We start from the raw sequence: 26,313 nt of genomic DNA, 5'->3' as shown, positions 1-26,313 counted from the left end.
ACGGGCCGACGTCCCCGAGGGCGTTACCGGGACTGCTGGGCCGGGACCCCGCGGGAGACCGGCTCCTCCTCGGCGGGCGTACCGGTCGCGGCCACCGCGGCACCGGTCAGCGTGGCGAGCATCTCGCGGACGTTCGTCAGCTGGGCGTTGATGGAGTCGCGGCGGTTGGTCAGGGCGGCCAGCTCGCGCTCGGACTCCGAACGGATCCGGTCGGCCTTGGCGTTGGCGTCCGCCACGATGTCCTCGGCCTGGCGCTGCGCGGTCTCCACCGTCTGGCGGGCACGGCGCTCGGCGTCGGTGCGCAGCTTCTCCGCCTCCAGGCGCAGCTGCTCGGCGCGGTGCTCGATCTCCGCGAGGCGCTTCTCGGCCTTCGCCTGTCGGGAGGCCAGGTCGCGCTCGGACTGCTCGCGGCGCTTGGCGAGGTTCGTCTCGAAGTCGGCGGCGGCCTGCGCGGCCTTGGCGCGGGTCTCCTCGAAGAGGGCGTCCGCCTCCTCGCGCTTGGACTGCGCGTCCCTCTGCGCCTCGGCGCGCAGCTGGGCGGCCTCGCTCTTGGCCTTCTCGATGATCCGGGCGCCCTCGTCCTCGGCCTTGGCCTTGCGCTCCGCCGCGTAGGCCTCGGCGTCGTTGCGCACCTGCTGGGCCGCCGACTCGGCGAGCTCGCGGTGCTGCTCGGCCGCGCGCCGGGCCTCCTCGCGCAGGTCCTTCGCCTCTTCCTCGGCGAGCCGCAGGATCTTCTCGACCCGGGCACCGAGGCCGGCGTACGACGGCTCGGCGTCGTTGATCTGTGCCTGGGCGTTCTGCGTCTCGAGGTGGAGCTCCTCGATCCGCTTTTCCAGGGCGCTGATGCGGGCGAGTGCACTGTCACGGTCGGAGACGAGCTTGGAGATACGTTCGTCCACCTGAGCGCGGTCGTACCCACGCCGCACAAGCTCGAAGCCGTAGGGGGAAGTGTCGCTCATGGGGTTCCTGTCGAATGAGACCGGTGAGGTGATAGGTGGAATCCTAGGGGCCGAAGCGGTGTGTCATCGAGCGGATGCACGTTTGATACGGAGAATGACACCCCTTTTGAGTGGCTGACGGCCGGACCACTTGCCAAAGCCTTGGTCAAAGCCCCCTGAGTCGGGGTGATTTCACCCGTTTCGCCGGGACTGTCTCCTCCGTCCGTGTGACCCCCTCGCCCAACGCGAGGGCGGACCGTGCGGCATCGGAGCGCCGCCGCGCGGACGGAGCGGCCGGAAGGTCCCTGCCGTCCGGTGACGGGGCGCCCCACGGGTCCCGGCCGCCCAACGGGCCTTAGGGGGTGTCCGCAAAGTCGCGGAGCAGGCGGGACTTTGCGGACACCCCCTAGCTCTCGGAGGACTTGCCACCCGAGCGGGGCGCGCCCACCGACGCTCCCGCCTTGACCCCGTTCTCCTTGGAACTCGCCGGAGCCTCGAAGGACTCCAGGGCCTCCAGGACGTCCTGCACCCGCGAGATCTCGGCATTGATGTCCTCACGGCGCCGCACCAGCACCTCCAGCTCGCGCTTGCCCTCCTCGACCGTGCGCCGCGCCTCGCGGACCGCCTCGGCCTTCAGCTCCTCGGCCTCCTTGATGAGCGCCGTCTTCTTCTGCTCGGCCTCCTTCAGCAGGCCCTCCGCCTTCTTCACGGCGGCGATACGCACCTTGCCGGCCTCCGAGTTGGCCTCGGAGACGATCTCCTTCGCCTTCGCCTCGGCCTTGGCCAGCTGCTCCTCGGCCGCCTTGATCAGCGCGTCGCAGCGGTCACCGGTCGACTTCATCGTCTCGGCCGCCTCCCGGCGGGCCCGCTCGTGCAGCTCCTCGATCTCGCTGGTGATGCGGTCCCGCAGCTCCTCGGCGCGCTCCCGGATCTGCGTGGCGTCCCGGCGCGCGCCGACCAGCAGCTCGTCCGCGTCCGCACGGGCCTTCTCCACCAGCGAGTTGCCCTCCACGGTCGCCTCGGAGACGATCCGCTCGGCCTCGCTGCGGGCCGCGCCCACCATGGTGTCCGCCTGCGACTCCGCGTCCGCGGTGGTCTTCAGCGCCTGCTGCTGCGCCTCCGCGAGCAGCTTGTCCGCCTCGGCCGTGGTCTCCGTGATGAGCTTGTCGACCTGCTCGGCCGCCTCGCTGCGCCGCTTGTTGGCGTCCTGGCGCGCCTCGTCCAGGGTGCGCTCGGCCTCCTCGCGGGCGGACGCCACCAGGCGCTCCGCCTCCGCCTCGGCCTCCGCCTTCACCCGGTCGGCCTCCTCGCGCACCCGCTCCGCGTGCTGCTGCGCCGAACCGACCGCCTCCGCCGCCTCGGCCCGCAGCCGCTCCGCGTCGCTGGTGGCGTCCGAGATCAGCTTCTCCGCCTTGGCCACCGACTCCGCCCGCAGCCGGTCCGCCTCCGCGACCGTCTCCGCGGTGAGCCGCTCCGCCTCCTTGCGCGCCTCGGTGACCAGCGTGTCCGCCTGCGTCGCCGCCTCCGAACGGATCCGGTTGGCGTCCTCGCGGGCCTCCGCACGGGTGCGCGCCGCGCTCTGCTCGGCCTCCGCGACCGTCTCCGACGCCTCCGTGCGCACCCGCTGGGCGTACTCGCTCGCCTCCGAGCGGATCCGGTCGGCCTCGGTGATCGCCTCCGACACCGTGCGCTCGGCGAGCGTCTTGGCCGCCTCGGTCTCCTCCCGGGCCTCGGCCCGCAGCCGGCTCGCGTCCTCGCTCGCCCGCTCCCGCTCCGCGTAGGCGTCGGCGCGGACCCGGTCCGCCTCCTCCTCGGCCTCCCGGCGGGTGCGCTCCGCCGCGTGCTCGGCGGCGCTGCGCAGCCCGGTGATCTCCTCCTGGGCCTGCTCGTGCAGCCCGGCCACCGACTCGCGCACCTGCGCCGCGTGCTGCTCGGCCGCCGACACCATCTCGGTGGCCCGCCGGTCGGCCTCCTCCACCAGCCGCACGGCCTCGGCCTGCGCCTCGTCGACCCGCTTGCGCGCCGCGGCCAGCAGCTCCTCGCTCTGCTCGCGGGCCCGCTCGCGCTCCTGGTCCGCCTCCTGCCGGGCCGCGCCCAGCAGCTCCTCCGCCTCGCGGCGGCGGCGGGCGGCCTCCTCCTGCGCGGCGGCCAGCGTCTCCGACGCCTCGGTGCCCAGCCGCTCGGCGGCCGCCTCCGCCTCGGCGCGCACCCGGTCCGCGGTCTCCTGCGCCTCCGCCTTCAGCCGCTCCGCCTCCGTCGCGGCCTCGCTGCGCAGCCGCACCGCGACGGCCTCGCCCTCCGCGCGGGACGCCGACGCGTCCGCGGCCGCCTCGGTGCGCAGCCGCTCGGCCTCCGCCTCCGCCTGCTGCTGCAGGGTGCGGATCCGCTCCGCGGCCTCGGCGCGCAGCCGCTCGGTCTCCTCGGCGGCCTCCTGGCGGATCCGGGCCGCCTCCTCGCGGGCCTCGCTCAGCGCCTGCTCGGCGGCGGCCAGCCGCTCGTCGGCCTCCCGCTGCAGGCGCGTCAGCTCCTCGGCGGCCTCCGCACGCCGGGCCTCGGCGGCACGCTCCGCCTCCTCGCGCAGCTCCCGCGCCGCCCGCTCGGCGTCCGCCATGAGCGCCTCGGCCTGCTCCACCGCCTCCTCGCGGTGCCGCTCGGCCTCCTTGCGGGTGCGCTGCAGCGTCTCCTCGGCCTGCCGGCGCAGCGTGGTGGCCCGCTCGATCGCCTCGGTGCGGACCTTCTCGCTGTCGGTCTGCGCGGTGGAGCGCAGCTCGTCCGCGTCCGCCTTCGCCTTGGCCAGCAGCTCCTCGGCGGACTTCGCCGCCTCCTCGATCTGCGCCACGGCCTCCTTGCGGGCCTCCGCGCGGATCTTCTCGCCCTCGGCGACCGCGTCGGCGCGCAGCTGCTCGGCCTCGCCGCGCAGCCGGCGGGCCTCCTCCTGCAGCTCGACCGTCTTGGCGCGGTACTCCTTGGTGTCGTCCTTCGCCGCGCCCTTGAGCTGCTCGGCGATGTCGTGCGCCTCCGCGCGCAGCCGGTCCGCCTCGGCCTCCGCCTCGCGGCGGATCCGCTCGGCCTCCTCGGCGGCCGCCTTGGTGGTCTGCTTGGCCTCCTCGGACGCCTTGTTGAGCACGTCCTCGGCGGTCCGCGCGGCCTGCGACAGCTGGGTCGCGGTCTCCTCGGCGGTGAGCGTCCGGGCCTTCTCCGACGCCTCGGCGACGATCTTCTCGGCCTCCGCGCGGGCGTCGGCGATGACCTGCTCGGCCTCGGCCTTGGTCTGCTCGGCCTCCTTCGTGGCCTCCTCGACCAGCCGCGCCACCTGCTCCTTGGCGGTGCGCGTACGGGTCTCGTTGGCCGCCTCCGCGGAGGCGATCGCCTTGGCGGCGGTCTCCTTCGCCTCGGCGAGCACCTTCTCCGCCTCGGCCCGCGCCTCGCGCAGCGCCGCCTCCGCCTCGGCCATCCGCTGCTCGGCGGCCTTGCTCATCTCCATCGCCTGGCGGCGCGCGGCCTCCGACTCGGTGACCGTGGAGGTGCGCAGCTGCTCGGCGTGGTCGGTGGCCTCCTGCGCCTGCGTGGAGGCGGCGTTCAGCAGCCGCTCGGCGTCCGCCCGGGCCCGGCGCAGGATCTGCTCCGCCTCCGCACGGGCCGCCTCGGCCTCGCTCTGCAGCCGCTGGCGGGCCTCGGCGGTCAGCCGCTCGGCCTCCGCACGCGCCGCGGCCATCGCCTGCTCGGCCTCCGCGCGGGACTCCTCCAGCAGCCGGCGGGCCTGCTGCTCGGTGCGGGCACGCAGCTGCTCCGCCCACGCCACGTTCTCGTTGACGTGCGTCTCGACCGTCTGCCGGCGCTCCGCCAGCTCCTGGTCGAGCTGCTGGCGCCGGGTCACCGCCTCCTGGTGCAGCTCGGCCTGGAGCCGCGCCGCCTGCTCCGCGTGCTCCTGGAGGATGCGCTGCGTCTGGGCGCGGGCCTGGCTCAGCTCCCGCTCGGCCTCGGCCCGCAGCTGATCGGCCTGCAGCTGCGCGTTCCGCAGCAACTGCTCGGCCTGGTAACCGATGTCGCCGCCGTCGTAGGCGGGCCGGGACATGATGGTGCGGCGCGCCTCGTGCAGCTTGGCGCGCAGCACCTCGACCTGGTAGCCGAGGTCCTCGGCGTGCTGGATCGCCTTCTCCCGCTCGGTCTTCAGCCGCTTCATCTCGGCTTCGAACCGAGAGAGGTGGTCGACGTCAGCCGCCGGCTCTCGCTCCTGGCTCTCGTAGCCCCGCACTGCGCGGTCCCATCCGTCCCCTGGTCGCAAGTCTGGCCGGGCTCCCGTCCATCCGCCGAACGGGGCCCCCGGGGAATGGTGTCAGATCAACGGCTGAGCATGGGCTGCTGCCCCGGCGCTCGCCCCCCGAAACCGGACCCCGGTGGTCCTGCCACCCGTGACGGCAGGACCTGGTCACCCTGGATCGAGCGGCGACCGCACCCAACCCTACCGGCCCATATGTACGTGGGTCAGTGCTCGGACGGTTCAACGGGCGCCGAAGTGACCAGTTCGGTCAGTACGCCGTGGCAGTCCTTGGGGTGCAGGAAGGTGATGCGTGACCCCATGGAGCCGCGCCGGGGCTCTTCGTACAGAACGCGTACGCCCTTGTCCTTGATGGCGGCTGCGTCCCCGTCGACATCCGCCGTACCGAAGGCGATGTGGTGCACGCCCTCGCCGTTCTTGGCGAGCCACTTGGCGACGGTGGAGTCCTCCCGGGTCGGCTCCAGCAGCTGCAGGTAGGAGGCGCCGCCGTCCGAGGTCTCGTTGATCTTGAGCATGGCCTCGCGCACGCCCTGCTCCTCGTTGACCTCGGTGTGGAAGACCTCGAAGCCGTAGGTCGACCGGTAGAACTCGACGGTCTTGTCCAGGTCGAAACAGGCGATCCCGATGTGGTCGATTCGCGTCAGCATGGATTCAGTGCAGCGCCCCCGGCGTGGTTACGCAACGTGCGCGCGATCACACCGAAGGGCCGATGACGCGGTCCGCACAGCGTCAGTACATTCGAAGTAAACCCTCGTTCACTCCTCGGCTGTGCAGGCCGGTAAGGGGATCGCAGCTCATGTCTTCTGCATCTTCCGCAACGACTTCCGCAGCGAACGGCACGACGTCCGTCATCGTCGCGGGCGCCCGCACCCCGATGGGGCGGCTGCTCGGTTCGCTGAAGTCCTTCTCCGGAGCCGACCTCGGCGGCTTCGCGATCAAGGCCGCCCTCGACCGTGCGGGGATCGGTGGCGACCAGGTCCAGTACGTGATCATGGGGCAGGTGCTCCAGGCCGGGGCAGGGCAGATCCCGGCCCGCCAGGCCGCCGTCAAGGCCGGCATCCCGATGAACGTGCCGGCGCTCACCATCAACAAGGTCTGCCTCTCCGGCCTCGACGCCATCGCGCTGGCCGACCAGCTGATCCGCGCGGGCGAGTTCGACGTGATCGTCGCCGGCGGCCAGGAGTCCATGACCAACGCCCCGCACCTGCTGCCGAAGTCCCGCGAGGGCTTCAAGTACGGCGCGGTCCAGATGCTCGACGCCATGGCGCACGACGGGCTGACCGACTCCTTCGAGGGCATCGCCATGGGCGAGTCCACCGAGAAGCACAACGCCCGCCTCGGCATCGGCCGCGCCGAGCAGGACGAGATCGCCGCGCTGTCCCACCAGCGGGCCGCCGCCGCCCAGAAGAACGGCGTCTTCGAGGCCGAGATCACCCCGGTGGAGATCCCGCAGCGCAAGGGCGACCCGGTGCTGTTCAGCAAGGACGAGGGCATCCGCGGCGACACCACCGTCGAGTCCCTCGGCAAGCTGCGCCCCGCCTTCGCCAAGGACGGCACCATCACCGCCGGCTCCAGCTCGCAGATCTCGGACGGTGCGGCGGCCGTGGTCGTGATGAGCAAGGCCAAGGCGCAGGAGCTGGGCCTGGAGTGGATCGCCGAGATCGGCGCCCACGGCAATGTGGCCGGCCCCGACAACTCGCTCCAGTCGCAGCCGTCCAACGCGATCCGGCACGCGCTGAAGAAGGAGGGCCTGGAGGTCTCCGACCTCGACCTCATCGAGATCAACGAGGCGTTCGCCGCGGTCGCCGTGCAGTCCATGAAGGACCTCGGCGTGTCCACCGAAAAGGTGAACGTCAACGGTGGTGCGATTGCCCTCGGCCACCCCATCGGCATGTCCGGTGCGCGGCTGGTGCTGCACCTGGCGCTGGAGCTGAAGCGGCGCGGCGGCGGTGTCGGTGCGGCGGCGCTGTGCGGTGGCGGCGGTCAGGGCGACGCGCTGATCGTACGGGTGCCGAAGGCCTGAGCCTCGCCCCGTTGTTTGCTGGACGACTCTCGCGAACGGAGCTGTGATGCAGGACGTCTCCACTCTGGTGGCCCAGGCCAGGGAGGGCAGGCCCCGGGCCGTGGCCCGGCTGATCTCCCTGGTGGAGGGGGCGTCCCCGCAGCTCAGGGAGGTCATGGCGGCGCTGGCGCCGCTGACCGGCAACGCGTACGTGGTCGGTCTGACCGGCTCTCCCGGGGTGGGCAAGTCGACGTCCACCTCGGCGCTGGTCACCGCCTACCGCAAACAGGGGAAGCGGGTCGGCGTCCTGGCCGTCGACCCCTCCTCGCCCTTCTCCGGCGGGGCCCTGCTCGGGGACCGGGTCCGGATGTCGGAGCACGCCTCCGACCCCGGTGTCTACATCCGCTCCATGGCCACCCGGGGCCACCTGGGCGGGCTCGCCTGGGCGGCACCCCAGGCGATCCGGGTGCTGGACGCGGCCGGCTGCGACGTGATCCTGGTCGAGACGGTCGGGGTCGGGCAGTCGGAGGTGGAGATCGCCTCCCAGGCCGACACGTCGGTGGTGCTGCTGGCGCCGGGCATGGGCGACGGGATCCAGGCGGCCAAGGCCGGAATCCTGGAGATCGGTGACGTGTACGTCGTCAACAAGGCCGACCGCGACGGGGCGGACGCGACCGCGCGGGAGCTGAACCACATGCTGGGCCTCGGCGAGGCCCGCAAGCCCGGCGACTGGCGTCCGCCCATCGTCAAGACGGTCGCGGCGAAGGGGGAGGGCGTCGACGAGGTCGTCGAGGCGCTCGACAAGCACCGGGCGTGGATGGAGGAGCGGGGCGTTCTCGCGGAGCGGCGCAGGGCGCGTGCCGCGCGGGAGGTCGAGACGATCGCCGTGACCGCCCTGCGGGAGCGCATCGGAGACCTCCACGGCGACCGCCGCCTGGGTGCCCTCGCCGACCGCATCGTCGCCGGCGAGCTGGACCCCTACCGAGCGGCGGACGAACTCGTCCAAAGCCTGACCGAAAACTGACCCCCTTCACTGCACGCCCAAACCGGGGGCTCCGCCCCCGCCCCCCCGGGCCTTGCCCGCCCGCCGCCCGATTCGGTTGGCTGAGAGTGCCCGTCTCGGGGCTCCGCCCCCGAACCTCCGGGCCTTGCCCGCCCGCCGCCCCACTCGGTTGTCTGAAGGCGCTGGCCTGGGGTGTCCGGGCTTGCGTGCTCGTCGCCTGACTCGGTCAATGTGAAGTGGGACGGGTGAGCAAAATCAGCCCGTCCGGTGTTTGAGGACGAGCCCGTTCAGGGCCGGTGCGGGGGTCCGGGGGCGGCAGCCCCCGGGGTCGGGGATGGGAAGGGGCGGCGGGGGCGAGATCAGTCGTCGTCGCTCGAGTCGTCCTGGTCGGGGGTGACGTCGGTGCTGTTGAGGCCGACCTTCCACTCGGCGGAGCCGTTCGTCTCGATTTCCCAGCCCTTGTCGTTGTCATCGTCCAGTTCCACCGACGTGACAGTGCCCTTGGCCGACGCGGCCTTCGCCGCCTCCTCGGCCGTGACCGAGGCGCCCTTCAGCGCGGCCCGGACCTCGGCGGCGTCGTCCTCGTCGTCCCGGTGGGAGCCCAGCACGTTTCCGCTGCTCGGGTCGATCCGCACGCTGTACCAGGTGTCGCCCTTGTCCAGGACGTCGACCTCCCACACGGCCCTGCCGCCGTCGTCGTCCCCGTGGTCGTCCAGCTCAGCGGAGACGGCCGTGCCCGGGGTGTGCTTCAGCGCGGCGGCGATCGCCTCGGCCGCGGTCACGTTCCCGGAGCCGGCGGCTCCGGATTCGTCTCGATCGTCGTTTGCTTCGTCCCGGTCGTCGTTCGGCTCGTCCCGGTCGTCCCGGTCCTTCCGGTCATCCCGGTCGTCTCGATCGTCGTTCGGCTCGTCGCGGTCGTCGCGGTCGTCGCGGTCCGTGTCGTCGTCATCGGCTTCCTGCTGAGCCTGCGCCAGATTCTGCGTCTGCGTCTGTGCCTGCGTCTTCGTCGCGGGCGCGTCGTCGTCCCCCGACACCGCGAGTGCGGTGGCCGTGCCGCCGCCCACCAGTGCCGCGGCTGTCACCACGGCGATCACGATGTTGCGCTTCATGTCGACTCCTCCCGAGTCACTGCGATTACGACACCGCCAATGTCGCCGAACGACCCTGAGAGGAAGCTGAAGCCACCTGAAGGGAACTTCAGGTTCCCTTTGCCACCCTGGTGGCATGCGCCCGCCCGTGTCCCACCACCGCCCCGCCGGAGGCGCCCCGCGCCGCCCGTACCGGCTTCTGATCGTCGAGGACGAGAAGCGCCTCGCCGTCTCGCTCGCCAAGGGCCTCGCCGCCGAGGGCTACCTCGTGGAAGTCGTCCACGACGGCCGAGAGGGCCTGCACCAGGCCACCGAGGGGACGTACGACCTGGTGATCCTCGACATCATGCTGCCCGGCCTGAACGGCTACCGCGTCTGCGCCGCCCTGCGCGCCGCCGGGCACGACGTACCGATCCTGATGCTCACCGCGAAGGACGGCGAGTACGACGAGGCCGAGGGCCTGGACACCGGCGCGGACGACTACCTGACCAAGCCGTTCTCGTACGTCGTCCTGGTCGCCCGGGTCAAGGCGCTGCTGCGCCGCCACGCCCAGGTCGCCGGGGCCTCCCCGGTCCACGTGCATGGCGATCTGAAGGTGGACACGGCTGCCCGGCGGGTCTTCCTCGGCGCGAGTGAAGTCGCGCTCACCGCCAAGGAGTTCTCCGTCCTGGAGTACCTGGTGCTGCGCGCCGGCGAGGTGGTGTCCAAGGCGGAGATCCTGGAGCACGTCTGGGACTTCGCCTACGAGGGCGACCCGAACATCGTCGAGGTGTACATCAGCGCCCTGCGCCGCAAGCTCCGTTCCGCGCTGATCCGCACCGTGCGCGGCGCAGGTTACCGCCTGGAGGCCCCGGAAGAGACGGAGCCGGCGCGATGAGGCGGCTGTTCGGCTCGGTGCGTGCCCGGGCGACCGTCGCCGCGACCCTGGTGGTCGCCGTGGCGCTGCTCGCCGCCGGCACCGCCGTCCTGCTCTCGCTGCGCTCCAACCTGATCGGCGAGGCGGGCACGCGGGCGGAGCGCTCCGCCCGTGCCGTCGCCTCCGAACTGGCCGCCGGTACGCCGTACAAGGACCTGTCCGGGCTGGACGGCGACGACGGCCCGGTGCAGGTCGTGGACGAGGACGGGCGGCTGGTCGCGGCCACCGAGGATCTGGAGCGGATCAGCGGTACGGGGATCACGGACGTCACCCCGGCTCCGTCCGCGACGGAGCGCAACGAAGACCGGGAAGACCGGGAAGACCGGGAAGACCTGGAAGACCGGGGGGACGGCGGCTCGGACGACTCCGACAGCTCCGACGAGGGCGGTGACGGCGACGACGACGATCACCGTGAACGCCTCGAGCCGGGCGAGATCGCCCCGGAGACGGACTTCACCAACGGGTCCGCCACGCTCGACGGTGACACGGAGGACTACCGCTTCGCCGAGGTCGAGGTGGAGACGAAGGACCGGGGCCGCCTCACCGTGCACGCCGGTGCCGCGCTGTCCGCCGAGCGCAGCGCGGTGAACACCGCGCTGACCGGCATGCTGATCGGCTTCCCCGTCCTGCTGGCCGTGGTCGCCGGGGTGACCTGGCTGGTCACCGGGCGGGCGCTGCGCCCGGTGGAGGGCATCCGCCGGGAGATGGCCGCGATCACCGCTTCCGAGGACCTCGCCCGCAGGGTGCCGGAACCGGCCACGCACGACGAGATCGCCCGGCTGGCCCGCACCACCAACGAGACACTGGCCGCGCTGGAGGCGTCGGTGGAGCGCCAGCGGCGGTTCGTCGCGGACGCCTCGCACGAGCTGCGCAGCCCCATCGCCTCCCTGCGCACCCAGCTGGAGGTGGCCGCCGCCCACCCCGAGCTGCTGGACCTCGACGGCGCCGTGCACGACACCGTGCGGCTCCAGCAGCTCGCCGCCGACCTGCTGCTGCTCGCCCGCCTGGACGCGGGGGAGAAGCCGGCCGGCACCCCCGTGGACCTGGCGGCGCTGGCCCGCGAGGAGTCCGCCGGGCGCACCGGGGTGGCCGTGGACGCGGAGCCGGTCGAAGTGGCCGGATCACGGGGGCAATTGGGGCGATTGCTGGCCAACCTCCTCGACAACGCCCAGCGGCACGCCCGGGAGACCGTCACGGTCACCGTCCGCCGCGAGGGCGGCCGCGCGGTGCTGGGCGTCGCCGACGATGGCGAGGGCGTCCCGGAGGCCGACCGGGAGCGGATCTTCGAGCGGTTCGTGCGGCTGGACGCGGCCCGCAGCCGCGACGACGGCGGCGCGGGTCTGGGCCTGGCCATCGCCCGGGATGTCGCCGTGCGGCACGGCGGGACGCTCACGGTCGGCGACGCCCCGGCCGGCGGAGCCCTGTTCGAGCTCCGCCTGCCGGTGGTGGGCGACGACCGGCGCGACAACTGACGCGACGACCGGCGCGACGACCGGCGTGACAACTGACGCGATGGCCGACACTGACGCGATGGCCGATGGCCGACGCGGCAACTGACCGGCTAGCTGGTCGGGCCGCCTCGTAGGGCGCCGGTCCGTCGTTCCGTGAGTCGGGATTCGGTGAGGCGCGGTGCGCAGCCCCCGCGTACGCCCCGCGTCAGGGGCGTCCGCGCTGCCCGCGCAGGTGCTCCGCGATCGGTTTGAGCGCCTTGTCGAGTTCCATCAGGGCGTCCGGCGACAGCAGGTCGATGAAGTGCCGGCGCACGGATGCCACGTGGTGCGGTGCGACCTTCTGCATGGTCTCCATGCCGTAGTCGGTGAGCACGGCGTACAGGCCCCGGCGGTCGGACTCGCAGTTCTCCCGCCGGACCAGGCCGGCGTTCTCCATCCGGGTGATCTGGTGGGAGAGGCGGCTCTTGGACTGCAGGGTGGCGGACGCGAGGTCGCTCATCCGCATCCGGTGGTCGTCCGTCTCGGAGAGGTTCACCAGGATCTCGTAGTCGTTCATTGTCAGGCCGAACGGCTGCAGGTCTTTCTCGAGCTGGTACGTCAACAACTTGTTGACCTCCAGGTGGGTGCGCCAGGCGCACTGCTCCGCATCGGTCAGCCAGCGGGTGGCCGTCTCGGTCTCCATGAATGAAGTCTACCTAAGAAGTTGAAAAGCGAACTAGTGAGGGGTGGCGTGTGACGTAGACGGCGTGCACGCGTTCGATGTCACACTCCGCAGACTACCGCTCACAGCCCGAAGCGACGCTGGAGGTCGCCCAGCTGTCCGGGAAGGCGCGGTGCGCCCGGGCCCTGCCCGTGACCGCCGGACATCCCGGCGCCCGGGACTCCCGCCTGCTGCGGAGTGACCCCCGTGTCCTGCTCCGGCATCAGCGTCTCCGACGACTGCATCAGCACCGTGCCCGCCCCCACGAACTCGAGCTGATGTTCCTCGCCGGAGACCCCGCCGAGGCCCGTCAGTGCACGTAGACCGCCCATTACGCCGGTCATGTACCCATGGTCGTAGTGGTGGCACGGAGAGGGGCAGTCGGCCCATCCGACCAGGGCCTGGGGGTCGACCCGGATCGGGGGTTCCATGAACACCACCGGCCCGTTGGACGCGGCCACGAACTTCCCGGTTCCGATGAGGGTGAGAAAGCCGGGAACGATCGACTGCTTCAGTGACAGACTTGGCTGAAAAGCGAGCAAGTTGCCCGAGCGAATGGTCAGGTTGCCCTCATCCAGGTCGTACGAATTCACGTCGAAGGCCCGGTCGGCGAGGAGCATCTTGCCCGAGCCCTCGGCCACCACCCAGTCGCTCGCGTGCAGTGGCGAATGGAACGAGGTTCGGACAAGTCGGTCGAGTCGGCCGTGCCCGATGCCGTTGAACTCGATCGAGCCGTAGTAGGCGATCATCTTGCCCTTCTGCAGGAACCACTGGCTCCCCTTGAGCTCCACGCAGAAGGTGTACGGGTCGACGTTGTCGTCGGACGGCAGGGTCATCGGGTCGTACACGGCGGGGCCGGCGGCGCCCGGGGTCGTTCCGTAGGTGCTCACAGCTTCTCCTCCGAGGCCTGGACGTACACCGCTCCGCTGCCGCTCAGCTCCAATTGGAACGCCTCGCCCGAGCCGCGGCCCACCATGTCCCGCCAGCCGAGTGCCGTGGACAGCTTGTTGCGGACGTCGCCGTGGTGGGCGACATAGGCCTGCGGGTCCACATGGACCGGGCGGCCCGGGGTGATCGGGAGCTCGATCACGCCGCCGTGCGCCATCACGGCGACCGCGCCGTGCCCCGTGAGGCTGGTGGTGAACAGGCCCTGCCCGGAGACCTGGCCCCGCACCATGCCCATCACCCCGCCCTGGGAGCCCAGGAAGACCGTGCTCTGCTGCAGGGTGCCCTCGAAGGCCAGCAGGCGGTCCGCCTCCGCGTAGAGGGTGTCGCCGGAGAGGTTGATCACCTGGATGTGGTGGCCGCCGTGCCCGAACAGGACGGTGCCGTTGCCCTCGACCGTCATCAGGGGCGTGTCCTCGTTCGCCACCCGCCGGCCGATCATCGACATCACGCCGCCCTGGCCGCCCATGGTGTTGGGGGTGAAGCTGACCTCCCCCTTGTAGGCGAGCATCGCGCCGCGCTGGCTGAACAGCCGCTGACCGGGCGCCACGGTCGCCTCGATCATCTTCGAGTTGATCTCCCGGAAGCCCATGTCAGACGTCCCCCGCGATGGTGTTGCGCTCACTGGGCTGGACGTAGACGAGTCCGTCGCCCTCGAAGCGGATCTGGAAGGCCTCGCCGCCGCCCTCGCCGATCAGGGTGCGGAAGGTCACACCCGACTGGAAGGACTGGCGCAGGTTCCCCTGGTGCGCGACGTAGGCGCCGGGGTCGACGGAGAGCGGGTACTGCGGGCTGACCCGGAGCACCACCGCCGGGCCGTCGGACATCACCGCCACCTGCCCGTGACCCTCGACCGTCGTGGTGAACAGGCCGTTGCCCTGGGAGGCGCCGCGCAGGCCGGTGAAGGTGGTGCCGGTGCGCAGGCCGCCATCGGTGGCCAGCAGATTGCTGGACTCCACGTACAGCTTGTCGCCCTGCAGCGTGATCAGGTTGATCTCGCTGGCCCGGTCGGCGAAGAAGCAGGTGCCGTGTCCCTTCACCTCCATCAGGGTCATCTGCTCGCCGGTCAGCCGGCGGGTCACCATGCCCCGGATGCCCTCACCGCCCCCGGTGAGCTTCTTGAACGCCATCTCGCCGTCGTACGCGACCATCGAGCCGTTCTTCGCCTTCACGGCATCTCCGGTCATGTCGACGGCGAGCACCTTGCTGCTGTGAAGTCGGAACATCGCCACGGATGGCACGGTAGCCGCCGGTTTGCCCGGCCGAACAGGGCCTGAAGGGGGAGACGGACCCTGAGCGAACCCCCAGGAACGCGGTTTGCCACAATGGCGCAAGCGCTTGTGCGTACATTCACAAGAACAGTCGCTTCCTGCCTCTCCCCCGAAGGTGATCCGTGGACATCAAAACCGCCACCGCTCTCCGCCGGCTGCGCCTCGTCTCCGCGCCGGAGGCCGTGTCCTTCCTGCTGCTGCTCGTCTGCTCGGTGCTGAAGCGGACGACGGAGTTCAACGCGGTCCCGGTGATGGGCACGGTCCACGGTCTGCTCTTCACGCTGTACGTGCTCTTCTGGGCGGACGCCTGGAACCGCACCAAGTGGCCGCTGAAGACCGCCGCCTACTACTTCGTGATGGCGGTGCTGCCCGCCGGCGGCTTCTTCGCCGACCGCAGGCTGCGCCGTGAGGCCGAGGACGCGGTGATCGCCTCCCGCGCCCGCAAGGAAGGCGTGGTGAACGCGTGATCGTCGCCTTCTCGGTGACGCCGCTCGGCGTCGGTGAGGACGTGGGGGAGTACGTCGCCGACGCCGTGCGCGTGGTCCGCGAGTCCGGCCTGCCCAACCGCACCGACGCGATGTTCACCTCGATCGAGGGTGAGTGGGACGAAGTGATGGACGTCGTCCGGCGCGCCGTGGCCGCCGTGGAGGCCCGCGCGCCCCGCGTCTCCCTGGTCCTCAAGGCCGACATCCGCCCCGGCGTGACGGACGGCCTGACCTCCAAGGTGGAGACGGTTGAGCGCCACCTCGCCGAGGGGTGACCGCGCGTTCTGCGCACCTGTCCGGTACCGAACTCCGAGACAGGGCTGACCAGCATATGACCGGCCGGTAAGGTCGGTGCCGTGCCGAAGCCGCTCAGTCTCTCGTTCGATCCCATCGCCCGCGCCGACGAGCTCTGGAAGCAGCGCTGGGGCAATGTGCCGTCCATGGCGGCGATCACGTCGATCATGCGCGCGCACCAGATCCTGCTGGCCGAGGTCGACGCGGTGGTCAAGCCGTACGGGCTCACCTTCGCGCGCTACGAGGCGCTGGTGCTGCTGACCTTCTCCAAGTCGGGCGAGCTGCCGATGTCCAAGATCGGTGAGCGCCTGATGGTGCACCCCACCTCGGTCACCAACACGGTCGACCGCCTGGTCCGCTCCGGCCTGGTCGCCAAGCGCCCCAACCCCAACGACGGCCGCGGCACCCTCGCCTCCATCACCGACAAGGGCCGCGAGGTCGTCGAGTCCGCCACGCGCGACCTGATGGCCATGGACTTCGGCCTCAGCGTCTACGACGCCGAGGAATGCGCCGAACTCTTCGCCATCCTCCGCCCCCTTCGCCTGGCGGCGGGGGACTTCAAAGAGGAGTGAGCGTCATCGGGCGCTGCGTGGGAGTTCGTTCGTCTTGATCGACCGTTCGGCGAGCAGGAGCGCGAGGGGCCCGGCGGGCAGCAGGAAGCGCCCCTCGGCAGCCGCGGTCACCGCCTCGTCCAGCGGCCACCAGGAGAGCTTGAAGTCCTCTTCCGTCTCATTGAGCTCCTGGTGTCCCAGAGTGAGGTCCTCGGCGAGGTAGAGGGAGACCCGTGCGGAGCTGCCAAGGGTGATGGCGTAGGTACCGAGGTGACGCCACCGCCCAGCGGTGACACCGGCCTCCTCCCGAAGTTCCCGACGGGCGCATTGCTCGGGCATCTCACCGGGGTCTCTCCGGCCTCCGGGGAGGAACAGCTCGCCATGCCCGGCGCTGGCGGAGCTGAGGACGGCGACGCGTCTGTCATCGTCGACGGCGACGATGACAGACGCGTCCTTCAGATTCGGGGATTCGGTCATGTGCTCGGTTCTGTCAGGTGACGAGTGATGATGTCGGCGAGTTCGCCGGGGGTGCGGTCGTCCGTGTCGATGATGACGGCAGTGGGGTCGTTGGCGGCCACTTTGTCGAAGTTCGCGCGGAGACGCTCCAGACGTCCTGGCACCGTGATCATGTCGTGGTCGTCCTGGTTGCGGTCCTTCTTGCGAGCCATCCGGTTGTGGAGCGTCCGGTCGGTGCACCGCAGGTAGAACGTGCGGTCCGGTGGGGCGAAGTAGGTGCGGAACGGAGCCAGAAGCGCCGTGACCTGTGCCAGGTCCAGCTCGTGGACGGCCGAGTGGTAGGCGAGCACCGACGACACATAGCGATCGGAGACGACGGGGCCCTGGGCCAGGTGGCGCCGGACGATGTCGGAGGCGTGAAGTGCTCCGGACAGGTAGAACGCGAACTGCGGAAGCGCGCGGGTGTGCGCGTTCATGACCGGCGCCCATGGCATGTAGAAGTCGGGCACGGTGTGCAGAGTTCCGGCGTTCAGACGTGCCGCCAGGACACGGGCGAGGGTCGACTTCCCGATGCCGGAGATCCCTTCCAGCACGATGAACGGCCCTCTCGCCCGGCGAGGCGTGCCGGGCGAGTAGGCGCCGTACAAGAGGCTCACAGCGTGCCCTCGGTGAACGCGGACAAATGGCGGGCGATCGCCGAAGCGGTGCCGGCGCCTTCGGCGAGGAAGGGACGGAGATCCAGTCGCAGGTCGTCCCGCAGGAGACACGGCTGGAGCCCGCCGGCGTGGTCAAGGCGCAGTGACCAGAACCCTTCGACGCATTTCGGCTTCAGGGGGCAGGTGCCGCACTGGCCGACGTGGTGGCGTCCCAGGTCCCGCTGGATGATCTCGACCTCCACGCCGTCCACGCGGAACACACGGCGCCCCTGGCCGACACCGGCGATCTCGGTGCGCTCGTCCGTGGTGAGGCCCCGCAGCTGCGCCACAAGCCGATCGGCGGTCACGGCGGAGCTCCGGTGGGCCTCGTTGAAGTCGGTGCCCACCAGCTCGATGAACTGCATGGGGAGCCGTCGTTCCAGGGCGTAGTCCAGGATGGCCGGAATCTCGTGCGCGTTCTCACGCTGGAGAAGGGTGTTCAGCTCCACGCGATCGAACAGCTCCCGTGCTGCCTCGATGCCGTCGAGGATCCGGGCGATGCCGAAACGTACGCGCGCGATCTCGTACAGGCTGGCGTCCGAGAAGTAGTGCAGGGAGACTTTGACCTTGTCGAGGCGGGTGGTCGACAGCCACTCGGCATGGCGGCGCACGAGACTGCCGTTGGTGATCAACGTGTAGGAACCGTCGGGGCCGACCTCGGGGAGTGCTGTGAGCACTGGCCTTGCGAGCGGTGACAGGAGCGGTTCACCGCCGGTGAAGTAGATGCGTTTCAGCCCGGCTGTGATCACCTCGCGCAGCACGCTGAGATAGTCGCCGGCCGTCAGCGATCCGGGGCGCGGACGCACCTCGCGGTGCCGTCGCGTGTGGGGCGGCGGTACATCTCCCTCGTTGTGGCAGAACCAGCACGCTTCGTTGCACAGCGGCGTCAGTGAGACCCGGAACTGTCCGCGCAGGACGGCGAAGTTCCGTAGTGCAGTCCAGTCGGTGCCGGACGGTAAGAACGGCGACAGGGTCGGGGCGGTCATGTATTGCCCTCCGAGGGTTGCGTCGGGTGATGACAAGCGGATTGCTCCGCCGGCGGTGAGGGGTCGAAGCCTGACGGCGGTGCAGGCACGGGGAGCGAGTCAAAGAGGCGCGGGCTGAGGACGACCACGGGTGGCGTCAGCCCCAGGACGGCCAGGACGGCGACGGCAGAGCCGGGGCCGCTCGGCCGGGGGCGCGCATGAGCTCCGCTCACGGCTGGGTCCGCAGCAAGGCCCAGACGACCTTGCCGGGAGGACGGAGGGTCACACCCCAGTCGGCGGCGAGGGCCTCCACAAGAACCAGGCCGCGACCACCGGGCTCGTCCTCACCCGGCTCACGCTTCGCCGGCAGGGCCGCGGAATTGTCGGAGACCTCGATCCGGACAGCGTGCCGCGCCGGACGCTCCAGGGTCAGACGGCAGTGTCCGGGCCGTGTTCTTCGGGCGGGGTCCGCGTGCAGGATTGCGTTGGTGATCAATTCGCAGGCGATCAGTTCGGCGTCCGACACAAGAGCACCCGGGAGCCCCCAGCACATCAGCACGGTGCGTACCGCGCGGCGGGCGAGCGCTGCGCTCCGGATTTGACGGGCGAGGTGCATGTCGTAGCAGGGGCGTCCCGCACCACGGGCGTGCAGTCGGGGAACGATGAGGAGTGATCGTTTCGCGGTCATACAGGGCATCGCGGCCTCACGCTCGAGCGGCTGGGGCATGCGGCGACCATCCGCCGGAGCCGGATAGGAGTTCGCCGCGTCCAGAACGTCCCCTGGTCATGGGTCCGTTGCTGGTCTGACAGTCAGTCAACGGTCACGCTGCGCTGTGGGACCATCACCCATACGGCCCCCGCATACGGATATCCGCATGGCGGGTACGGGCAGACGTCCGGTGCCGCTAGAGCTCTTAACGTGAGGGAAGCCGTTACGTGGGGGTGCCGCTGTGTGGCAGGCGAAAGCAGTCCGGGAGGCAGCCCGGGCGGGGGACTACGGCAAGGTCATCGAACTGGTCCGGCAGGACCGTCGCATGACCCAGGCGCAACTCGGCGGCGCGATCGGTCTCTCGCAGTCGGCCGTCTCACGGCTGGAGAAGCGAGGCGCCCGCACATACAGCATGGACGTCCTGGCGGCGGCGTCGGCCCACCTGGGGATTCCGCCGTCCTGGGTCGGGCTTGCGGACAGCCGCTCGCCAGGACATGTGAACGGTGATGATGACGTGGATCGACGACGATTTCTCGGCGGCGTCGCGGCGACAGCGGCGACGCCGGTGCTGACCGCGCTGCCCCACAGGGACGGCCCCTCGGAAGGACGGGCTGCCGTTCTGAGACTCTCGACGTCGGCCTATCGCAGACTCGACGGTTCCACGCCGTCTCATGATCTTTCCGAGGCCGTCAAGTCGCACATGCGGCTGATCCAGAGCATCACCGCCACGGCGACGGGAAAGGGCGATCGCCACCGTCTCGCTGCGGTGGGCAGTGAGGCCGCGAGCCTCGCCGGATGGCTGGCCTGGGACATGGGTGACAACGGGTCCGCTCGTGCCTGGTACGGATCCGCGCTCAAGGCGGCCCGGTCCTCCGGCGATCCGCTCCTGGTGGCCTACCAGGCGGGCAGTCTGGCCCAATTCGAGGCTCACGCGGGCAACGGCACCGAGGCCCTCAATCTGGCTGGACGAGCCCGGCGCGTGCTGGGGGACCGGTGTCCGCCGGTGGCGGAGGCCTGGCTGCTGTCCGTGGAGGCCCTTGCCCATGCCGCCGGTGGCGACCGCCGTTCGACCGACCGAGCGTTGACCGCGAGCCGTGCGGCGGCCGAGGCGCTGCCCGAGGACCCTCCGCCCTGGCCCTGGGTGTTCGCTTTCGACCCGGAGAAGGTGGCCGCATACCGGGTGACCTGCGGAGCACGGCTGGGCCTGGCCGATTGGGTGCTCTCGGACGACGTGGAGGCCCTTGCCACCGATCATGCGAAGCAGCGTGCACTGCTGGTGCTCGACATCGCCGCCGGACACCTCGCCGGCGGTCGGATCGAACCGGCGTTCGCGCTCGCCCGGTGGGCGCTCGACACGGGGCTGACGTACAAGTCCGGGCGTGTGGTGGAACGGGCCCGTGCCCTGCGCCGCACCCTGACGACCGGCGCACCGCCCAAAGTGGTGCGTGACTTCGACGAGCGCCTGCACGGCGCGTATCTGTAGGAGGACAGCCATGCGGGTGGGGATCACCGGGCACCGTGGACTGGACGCGGGGGTGGAGCGGCGGGTGCGGGCGATGCTCGAGCAGGTGGTGGGCGACTACGACCCCGCCGGACTGGTCGGCGTCTCGTGTCTCGCGGACGGGCCCGACTCCTGGTTCGCCGAGGCCGTGGTGAAGCGTGGCGGGCGCCTGGAGGTCGTCGTTCCGGCGGCCGGCTACCGGGAGGGCCTCCCGGAGTGGCACCACGCCGCCTACGACGCCCTGCTGCGGCAGGCGTCCGAGATCCATGAGACCGGCATGGACGAGTCGACGTCCGAGGCGCACATGGCGGGCTCGGAGATTCTCGTGGACCTGTCCGACGAGCTGCTGGCCGTGTGGGACGGCAAGCCCGCCCGAGGGTACGGCGGCACGGCGGACGTGGTCGCATACGCGAATCGGAACGGTGTTCCGGTGCGCGTCCTGTGGCCCGAGGGGGCCGTGCGCTGATCGTCACCGCAGGTTCCGGTGACCCGGTCCAAGATCTCCCGGAACCGCCGGTTACGCTCGACTCCATGAAGAAGAGCGTGCTGACCCGCTACCGCGTCATGGCCTACGTCACCGGTGTGCTTCTCGTCGCCCTGACGATCGGCATGATCGGCAAGTACGCGCTGAAGATGGACGGCGCGGCCGACTTCACCCAGGTGGTCAGCATCGCCCACGGCTGGCTCTACGTGCTGTACCTGATCTTCGCCTTCGACCTGGGCTCCAAGGCGAAGTGGCCGGTGAAGAAGCAGCTCTGGGTCCTGCTGGCCGGCACCGTCCCGACGGCCGCGTTCTTCGTGGAGCGCAGGATCAGCCGCGAGCTGGAGGCGACCGTCGACGGCGAGTCGCCCGCGGTCGCCAAGGCGTAACGTTTTCGCTGGTCACCGCCGTGCGGAGCAGCGCACGGCGGTCAGCCATCGACATTTAGTAGGACGTCCAAGTAAATTTGAAGCATGGACGCTGACGCCATCGAGGAGGGCCGCCGTCGTTGGCAGGCCCGGTACGACGCTGCTCGCAAGCGGGACGCCGATTTCACCACGCTCTCCGGGGATCCCGTGGAGCCGGTGTACGGGCCGAGGCCCGGGGACCGGTACGAGGGGTTCGAGCGGATCGGGTGGCCGGGTGAGTTCCCGTTCACGCGCGGGCTGTATCCGACGGGGTACCGGGGGCGGACCTGGACCATCCGGCAGTTCGCCGGGTTCGGGAACGCCGAGCAGACCAATGAGCGGTACAAGATGATCCTCGGCAACGGCGGAGGCGGCCTGTCCGTCGCCTTCGACATGCCGACGCTCATGGGCCGAGACTCCGACGACCCCCGCTCGCTCGGCGAGGTCGGCCACTGCGGCGTGGCCATCGACTCGGCCGCCGACATGGAGGTCCTGTTCAAGGACATCCCGCTCGGGGACGTCACCACGTCCATGACGATCAGCGGGCCGGCCGTGCCCGTCTTCTGCATGTACCTCGTGGCCGCCGAGCGCCAGGGCGTGGACACCTCCGTGCTCAACGGCACGCTGCAGACGGACATCTTCAAGGAGTACATCGCCCAGAAGGAGTGGCTCTTCCAGCCGGAGCCCCATCTGCGCCTCATCGGCGACCTGATGGAGTACACCAGCGCGCGCATCCCCGCCTACAAGCCGCTGTCCGTCTCCGGCTACCACATCCGTGAGGCCGGCGCGACGGCCGCGCAGGAGCTGGCGTACACCCTCGCGGACGGCTTCGGGTACGTGGAGCTGGGCCTCAGCCGCGGCCTGGACGTGGACGTGTTCGGTCCGGGCCTGTCGTTCTTCTTCGACGCGCACGTCGACTTCTTCGAGGAGATCGCCAAGTTCCGCGCCGCGCGCCGGATCTGGGCCCGCTGGATGCGGGACGTCTACGGCGCGAAGACCGAGAAGGCGCAGTGGCTGCGCTTCCACACCCAGACCGCCGGTGTCTCGCTGACCGCCCAGCAGCCGTACAACAACGTGGTGCGCACCGCCGTGGAGGCGCTGGCCGCGGTGCTCGGCGGCACCAACTCCCTGCACACCAACGCCCTGGACGAGACCCTCGCCCTGCCGAGCGAGCAGGCCGCCGAGATCGCGCTGCGCACCCAGCAGGTGCTGATGGAGGAGACCGGCGTCGCCAACGTCGCGGACCCGCTGGGCGGTTCGTGGTACGTCGAGCAGCTGACGGACCGGATCGAGGCGGACGCGGAGAAGATCTTCGACCAGATCAAGGAGCGCGGCCTGCGCGCCCACCCCGACGGCAAGCACCCGATCGGACCGATGACCTCCGGCATCCTGCGCGGGATCGAGGACGGGTGGTTCACCGGCGAGATCGCCGAGTCCGCCTTCCGCTACCAGCAGGCCCTGGAGAAGGGCGACAAGAAGGTCGTCGGCGTCAATGTGCACACCGGCTCCGTCACCGGCGACCTGGAGATCCTCCGGGTCAGCCACGAGGTGGAGCGCGAGCAGGTGCGCCTGCTGAAGGAGCGCAAGGCCGCCCGCGACGAGGCGGCGGTGCGCGGCGCCCTGGACGCGATGATCGAGGCCGCCCGGTCCGACGCCAACATGATCGAGCCGATGCTCGAGGCCGTGCGGGCGGAGGCCACCCTGGGCGAGATCTGCGGCGCGCTGCGCGACGAGTGGGGCGTGTACACCGAGCCCGCGGGGTTCTGAGAAACCCCGCCGGGTTCTGAGACCCCGTTGGGTACCGCCGGGTTCTGAGACCTCGCCGGGTACCGCCGGGTTCTGAGAGTCCTGCCGGAGCACTGAAACACCGGTCGCCCGGGGTCCTTCCGAGGGTCCCGGGCGATGGTGGATCGCGGGGCTCCCGGGCGGTGATGGATTCGCGAAGCTTCCGGGCGGTAGTGGATTCGCGGGGCTTCCGGGTGCTTTGCGGCTTCGCTGTCGCTACGCGGCCGCCAGGCCGTGCAGCAGCACCCTGGTGAAGCTCCTGACCCACGCCTCGTCCGCCGGCTCCGCGCTGACCAGGGTGCGGTGGACCACCGCTCCGGCCACCATGTCGAAGATCAGGTCCACCGTGCGGGCCGACTCCTCGGGATCCGTGGACGGCGGGAGTTCGCCGCGCTGCTCCGCGCGGGACCGCCCGGCGAGAACAAGCCGTTTCTGCCGGTCGACGATGGACGCCCGGATGCGCTCGCGAAGAGCCTCGTCGCGGGTGGCCTCGGCGACCACCGCCATCAGGCCGCTGCGCGCCTCGGGGCGGGCCAGGATCGAGGCGAACTGGAGCACCACGCCCTCGATGTCGGCGGCGAGCGAGCCGCGGTCGGGCAGGCTCAGTTCGTCGAAGAGCTCCGCCACCGCGTCGACGACCAGTTCGTTCTTGCCCGACCAGCGGCGGTAGAGGGTCGTCTTGGCGACCCCGGCGCGGGTCGCCACGTCGCCCAGCGTCAGCTTGGACCAGCCCAGCTCCACCAGCGCCTGACGGGTGGCCGCCAGGATCGCGGCGTCCGCGCTGGCGCTGCGGGGGCGGCCGGTGCGGCCTGCCGGGGTGCGGGTCTGCATGGAACGACCATAACCGGCCGTTTCCGTGCAGTCGTGAGGGAGATCACCGGCTGAAGGGGTCCCTCCGGCTCCGCTTGACATTACGCTACGAGTCGTAGCGAAAGCACGAGTGACCGACGTGCCGGAGCGACAACCACAGCGACACCTTCAGGCGCGGGGTGGGGACCCCGGCGCCGAACACACCGCAGGCTCGGCGGGGGCGCGCAGCCCTCGCAAGCCTGGCTTTCACCGCGGTTTTCACGCAGGCGCGCAGTACGGGGGAGGATAGACGCATGCAGCCACGGAACATGTCCATGAGCGGAGTCGTCGACCTCGCCGCGGTGAAGGCGGCCCAGGAGGCCAAGGCGAAGGCGGAGCAGGCGCGCGCCGAAGCGGCGCGCAAGGGCGGCGGCACCGGTGCCGTCTCCCCGGCCGATCTCGTCGTCGACGTCGACGAGGCCGGCTTCGAGCGCGAGGTCCTGCAGCGCTCCACCGAGGTCCCGGTCGTCATCGACTTCTGGGCCGAGTGGTGCGAGCCCTGCAAGCAGCTCAGCCCCGTGCTGGAGCGGCTCGCGGTCGAGTACAACGGGCGCTTCCTCCTCGCCAAGATCGACGTCGACGCCAACCAGATGCTGATGCAGCAGTTCGGGATCCAGGGGATCCCGGCGGTCTTCGCGGTGGTGGCCGGCCAGGCCCTGCCGCTCTTCCAGGGCGCGGCCGGCGAGGCGCAGATCCGCCAGACCCTGGACCAGCTGGTGCAGGTCGCCGAGCAGCGCTTCGGCCTCACCGGGCTGGTCGTCGACCCCGAGGCGGAGCCGGGCGGTGCGGGCAAGACCGCCGAGGCCAGGCCCGCCGGACCGCACGACGCCCTGCTGGACGCCGCCGTGCAGGCGCTGGACGCGGGCGACCTGCCCGGTGCCATCCAGGCGTACAAGAACGTGCTGGCCGAGGAGCCGGGCAACACGGAGGCCAAACTGGGCCTCGCCCAGGCGGAGTTGCTCCAGCGGGTGCGGGACATGGACCCGCAGCAGGTGCGCCGGGACGCCGCCGAGAAGCCGAACGACGCCGCCGCGCAGATCGCCGCCGCCGACCTGGATCTGGCGGGCGGGCACGTCGAGGACGCCTTCGGCCGGCTCATCGACACCGTCTCGCGCACGAAGGGTGACGACCGGGAGGCCGCCCGGGTGCGGCTGGTGGAGATGTTCGACGTCGTCGGCGCCGAGGATCCGCGCGTGGTCGCCGCGCGCAGAGCCTTGGCCCGCGCCCTGTTCTGAAGCGGCGCGCGTGACCGTGTGAGCGGGGCGCGCGGCTGGTACACGCCCGCCCCGCCGGGTACCGGAACCCTGGTGCCCGAGTGAAAGAGTGGTCGAGAAGAGGTCGCTGCGGCCGCGCTTTGCCAAATCTTGGCAATCGCGGCCGCTGTTACTGCGAGTAAACCGCGGCCGTTGATCTGTCGGGTTCTGTCCAGTGATCAATGGTTTTGCACACCACCTCCGGGACACCCTGCGTTGCCGACCGGGACCCCTGCGTCGTGTCGTGGTTATCGGCCCGTTACTAGCCAGTAACGAACCCCCTTGTGCGGGCGGCGAGAATGCACCACGATCGGCGACGCTCGGTCCATTCCCGCGCCCGACAGCCGGTCGGGTCACGGGACTTCCTGGGTCCCCACCGAGCAGAGCCGGCGGCAGTGGTGCCGGCTCTTGGACAGGGGGGTCTTCGCCCACTCGGCGAAGCCTGTCCGGCAGGGTTGTGCGTGATGCGTGTCAGGCGCGACCAGTGGTTGTCGCTCGGGGGTGAACGCCGGTGACTCGGGCGCCTTTGTGCGCCGCCGGGTGCAGGCGCTCTCCTTCCCGAGGACGTAGCACTTCTCCCATCCCTGCCCGGCTGAGCCGTCGTCCAAGGCGGCGGGTCGGAGCAGGAGATGTACGTCCGAGAAGGAGGAAATATGGAGTCCCAGGTGCGTGGCGGGACCAGATGGAAGCGGTTCGCTGTGGTCATGGTGCCCAGCGTCGCCGCCACGGCAGCGATAGGTGTCGCCCTCGCGCAGGGTGCTCTCGCCGCCTCGTTCAGCGTCTCCGGCCAGTCGTTCAAGGTGACGGCGGACCGGCTCGACGGTACGGGCTTCTCCCAGTACGGGGCGATCGACTCGGGTTACACGCTCAAGGGCGAGAAGACGGCTCACCCCGTCGCCGTCTCGGCGTTCAAGTCCGCGAAGATCCGGAACATGTGCCAGTCCGTGGTCACCCCGGACGTGCCGTTCTTCGGCAATGTCAGCCTCATGCTGAAGGCCGGTGCCGACAAGCCGGTCGAGGCCGAGAACCTCTACATCGACGTCGAGGACCTCGAGGCCAACGCCACCTTCAACAACATCGACATCGGTGTTGCGGCCAAGGACGCCAACAAGGGTCCCGGCATGAAGGGCGGCAAGGAGCAGGCCAACCCGTACGGGTTCGCTCAGCAGGCCGAGTCGGCCACGCTGACCGACGTGAAGCAGACGGCGTGGGCCACCACCGCCGGAACCTTCAAGCTGAGCGGCCTGAAGATGTCGCTCTCGAAGGGTGTCAAGGAGTGCTACTGAGCA

The 26,313-nt window shown here is 70.7% G+C and carries 26 protein-coding genes; 13 read left to right on the top strand and 13 right to left on the bottom strand.

Annotated elements, in window-relative coordinates; translation table 11 throughout:
- Positions 1 to 23: 23 nt before the first annotated feature.
- From ABD198_RS13365 to mce, 3 genes are all read right to left on the bottom strand, one after another.
- Entirely contained in the window at positions 24 to 959 is a 936-nt protein-coding gene (locus ABD198_RS13365; protein WP_344000705.1) for a coiled-coil domain-containing protein, read from the bottom strand.
- Positions 960 to 1,344: 385 nt separating this feature from the next.
- Positions 1,345 to 5,193 carry a polarized growth protein Scy gene (gene scy, locus ABD198_RS13360; protein WP_344000704.1) on the bottom strand — a complete coding sequence of 1,283 codons (3,849 nt, stop codon included), beginning with the start codon at positions 5,191 to 5,193 and terminating at the stop codon, positions 1,345 to 1,347.
- A gap of 230 nt (positions 5,194 to 5,423) precedes the next feature.
- Positions 5,424 to 5,864, bottom strand: coding sequence for a methylmalonyl-CoA epimerase (gene mce / locus ABD198_RS13355; protein ID WP_167997635.1), 441 nt, complete (start codon positions 5,862 to 5,864; stop codon positions 5,424 to 5,426).
- Between the two features lie 149 nt (positions 5,865 to 6,013).
- Here mce and ABD198_RS13350 point away from each other — a divergent pair, with 149 nt between their 5' ends.
- Positions 6,014 to 7,240 carry an acetyl-CoA C-acetyltransferase gene (locus ABD198_RS13350; protein WP_344000703.1) on the top strand — a complete coding sequence of 409 codons (1,227 nt, stop codon included), beginning with the start codon at positions 6,014 to 6,016 and terminating at the stop codon, positions 7,238 to 7,240.
- Between the two features lie 46 nt (positions 7,241 to 7,286).
- A complete protein-coding gene (gene meaB, locus ABD198_RS13345; protein WP_344000702.1) occupies positions 7,287 to 8,243 on the top strand; it encodes a methylmalonyl Co-A mutase-associated GTPase MeaB in 957 nt (318 codons plus the stop codon).
- Between the two features lie 338 nt (positions 8,244 to 8,581).
- Here the strand turns inward: meaB and ABD198_RS13340 are convergent, their stop codons facing one another.
- Complete coding sequence (locus ABD198_RS13340) at positions 8,582 to 9,331, bottom strand: PepSY domain-containing protein (RefSeq protein WP_344000700.1); 750 nt, start codon at positions 9,329 to 9,331, stop codon at positions 8,582 to 8,584.
- Positions 9,332 to 9,446: 115 nt separating this feature from the next.
- Between ABD198_RS13340 and ABD198_RS13335 the strand changes: the two genes are divergently transcribed.
- Both ABD198_RS13335 and ABD198_RS13330 read left to right on the top strand, forming a co-directional pair.
- Positions 9,447 to 10,187: a response regulator transcription factor gene (locus ABD198_RS13335; RefSeq protein WP_344000698.1), complete on the top strand. Its 741-nt coding sequence runs from the start codon at positions 9,447 to 9,449 to the stop codon at positions 10,185 to 10,187.
- A complete protein-coding gene (locus ABD198_RS13330) occupies positions 10,184 to 11,698 on the top strand; it encodes a sensor histidine kinase (RefSeq protein WP_344000695.1) in 1,515 nt (504 codons plus the stop codon). Before ABD198_RS13335 ends, ABD198_RS13330 begins: the two co-directional genes overlap by 4 nt.
- Positions 11,699 to 11,882: 184 nt before the next feature.
- Here ABD198_RS13330 and ABD198_RS13325 read toward each other — a convergent pair whose 3' ends face one another.
- The 4 genes from ABD198_RS13325 to ABD198_RS13310 form a co-directional block, all read right to left on the bottom strand.
- The gene (locus ABD198_RS13325; RefSeq protein WP_167997629.1) at positions 11,883 to 12,359 is read right to left on the bottom strand and encodes a MarR family winged helix-turn-helix transcriptional regulator; all 477 of its coding nucleotides are present in this window, start codon (positions 12,357 to 12,359) and stop codon (positions 11,883 to 11,885) included.
- A 101-nt stretch (positions 12,360 to 12,460) separates the two neighbouring features.
- On the bottom strand, positions 12,461 to 13,213 hold the full coding sequence (locus ABD198_RS13320) for an AIM24 family protein (RefSeq protein ID WP_344000766.1): 753 nt from the start codon (positions 13,211 to 13,213) through the stop codon (positions 12,461 to 12,463).
- A 50-nt stretch (positions 13,214 to 13,263) separates the two neighbouring features.
- Positions 13,264 to 13,914: an AIM24 family protein gene (locus ABD198_RS13315; RefSeq protein ID WP_344000693.1), complete on the bottom strand. Its 651-nt coding sequence runs from the start codon at positions 13,912 to 13,914 to the stop codon at positions 13,264 to 13,266.
- 1 nt (position 13,915) lies between these two features.
- On the bottom strand, positions 13,916 to 14,548 hold the full coding sequence (locus ABD198_RS13310) for an AIM24 family protein (RefSeq protein ID WP_344000764.1): 633 nt from the start codon (positions 14,546 to 14,548) through the stop codon (positions 13,916 to 13,918).
- Between the two features lie 167 nt (positions 14,549 to 14,715).
- Between ABD198_RS13310 and ABD198_RS13305 the strand changes: the two genes are divergently transcribed.
- The 3 genes from ABD198_RS13305 to ABD198_RS13295 all read left to right on the top strand — a co-directional run bounded on the left by ABD198_RS13305 (position 14,716) and on the right by ABD198_RS13295 (position 15,944).
- Positions 14,716 to 15,060 (top strand): DUF3817 domain-containing protein, encoded by a 345-nt coding sequence (locus tag ABD198_RS13305; RefSeq protein ID WP_344000691.1) that lies wholly within the window; start codon positions 14,716 to 14,718, stop codon positions 15,058 to 15,060.
- Positions 15,057 to 15,353 (top strand): MTH1187 family thiamine-binding protein, encoded by a 297-nt coding sequence (locus tag ABD198_RS13300; RefSeq protein ID WP_344000689.1) that lies wholly within the window; start codon positions 15,057 to 15,059, stop codon positions 15,351 to 15,353. Before ABD198_RS13305 ends, ABD198_RS13300 begins: the two co-directional genes overlap by 4 nt.
- Positions 15,354 to 15,434: 81 nt before the next feature.
- The gene (locus tag ABD198_RS13295; protein ID WP_344000687.1) at positions 15,435 to 15,944 is read left to right on the top strand and encodes a MarR family winged helix-turn-helix transcriptional regulator; all 510 of its coding nucleotides are present in this window, start codon (positions 15,435 to 15,437) and stop codon (positions 15,942 to 15,944) included.
- Between the two features lie 3 nt (positions 15,945 to 15,947).
- Here ABD198_RS13295 and ABD198_RS13290 read toward each other — a convergent pair whose 3' ends face one another.
- From ABD198_RS13290 to ABD198_RS13275, 4 genes are all read right to left on the bottom strand, one after another.
- The gene (locus ABD198_RS13290) at positions 15,948 to 16,400 is read right to left on the bottom strand and encodes an NUDIX hydrolase (protein ID WP_344000685.1); all 453 of its coding nucleotides are present in this window, start codon (positions 16,398 to 16,400) and stop codon (positions 15,948 to 15,950) included.
- Positions 16,397 to 17,035 carry a dTMP kinase gene (locus tag ABD198_RS13285; protein WP_344000683.1) on the bottom strand — a complete coding sequence of 213 codons (639 nt, stop codon included), beginning with the start codon at positions 17,033 to 17,035 and terminating at the stop codon, positions 16,397 to 16,399. Before ABD198_RS13285 ends, ABD198_RS13290 begins: the two co-directional genes overlap by 4 nt.
- Positions 17,032 to 18,060, bottom strand: coding sequence for a radical SAM protein (locus ABD198_RS13280; RefSeq protein ID WP_344000681.1), 1,029 nt, complete (start codon positions 18,058 to 18,060; stop codon positions 17,032 to 17,034). Before ABD198_RS13280 ends, ABD198_RS13285 begins: the two co-directional genes overlap by 4 nt.
- Positions 18,061 to 18,268: 208 nt before the next feature.
- Entirely contained in the window at positions 18,269 to 18,655 is a 387-nt protein-coding gene (locus ABD198_RS13275; protein WP_344000679.1) for an ATP-binding protein, read from the bottom strand.
- Between the two features lie 334 nt (positions 18,656 to 18,989).
- Between ABD198_RS13275 and ABD198_RS13270 the strand changes: the two genes are divergently transcribed.
- The 4 genes from ABD198_RS13270 to icmA all read left to right on the top strand — a co-directional run bounded on the left by ABD198_RS13270 (position 18,990) and on the right by icmA (position 22,904).
- On the top strand, positions 18,990 to 20,231 hold the full coding sequence (locus tag ABD198_RS13270) for a helix-turn-helix domain-containing protein (RefSeq protein ID WP_344000677.1): 1,242 nt from the start codon (positions 18,990 to 18,992) through the stop codon (positions 20,229 to 20,231).
- Between the two features lie 10 nt (positions 20,232 to 20,241).
- On the top strand, positions 20,242 to 20,715 hold the full coding sequence (locus tag ABD198_RS13265) for a hypothetical protein (protein ID WP_344000675.1): 474 nt from the start codon (positions 20,242 to 20,244) through the stop codon (positions 20,713 to 20,715).
- A gap of 65 nt (positions 20,716 to 20,780) precedes the next feature.
- Complete coding sequence (locus tag ABD198_RS13260) at positions 20,781 to 21,119, top strand: DUF3817 domain-containing protein (protein ID WP_344000673.1); 339 nt, start codon at positions 20,781 to 20,783, stop codon at positions 21,117 to 21,119.
- Between the two features lie 84 nt (positions 21,120 to 21,203).
- Complete coding sequence (icmA, locus tag ABD198_RS13255; protein WP_344000671.1) at positions 21,204 to 22,904, top strand: coenzyme B12-dependent isobutyryl-CoA mutase large subunit; 1,701 nt, start codon at positions 21,204 to 21,206, stop codon at positions 22,902 to 22,904.
- Between the two features lie 234 nt (positions 22,905 to 23,138).
- Here the strand turns inward: icmA and ABD198_RS13250 are convergent, their stop codons facing one another.
- Positions 23,139 to 23,753 (bottom strand): TetR/AcrR family transcriptional regulator, encoded by a 615-nt coding sequence (locus ABD198_RS13250; protein ID WP_344000669.1) that lies wholly within the window; start codon positions 23,751 to 23,753, stop codon positions 23,139 to 23,141.
- Between the two features lie 272 nt (positions 23,754 to 24,025).
- Between ABD198_RS13250 and ABD198_RS13245 the strand changes: the two genes are divergently transcribed.
- A complete protein-coding gene (locus ABD198_RS13245; protein ID WP_344000667.1) occupies positions 24,026 to 25,006 on the top strand; it encodes a tetratricopeptide repeat protein in 981 nt (326 codons plus the stop codon).
- Between the two features lie 671 nt (positions 25,007 to 25,677).
- Complete coding sequence (locus ABD198_RS13240) at positions 25,678 to 26,310, top strand: DUF6230 family protein (RefSeq protein ID WP_344000665.1); 633 nt, start codon at positions 25,678 to 25,680, stop codon at positions 26,308 to 26,310.
- Positions 26,311 to 26,313: the final 3 nt, after the last annotated feature.

Origin of the sequence: Streptomyces thermocarboxydovorans (genome assembly GCF_039524635.1) — a bacterium.
GTDB lineage: Bacteria > Actinomycetota > Actinomycetes > Streptomycetales > Streptomycetaceae > Streptomyces > Streptomyces thermocarboxydovorans.
This window is presented reverse-complemented; position numbering and strand designations above follow the sequence as displayed.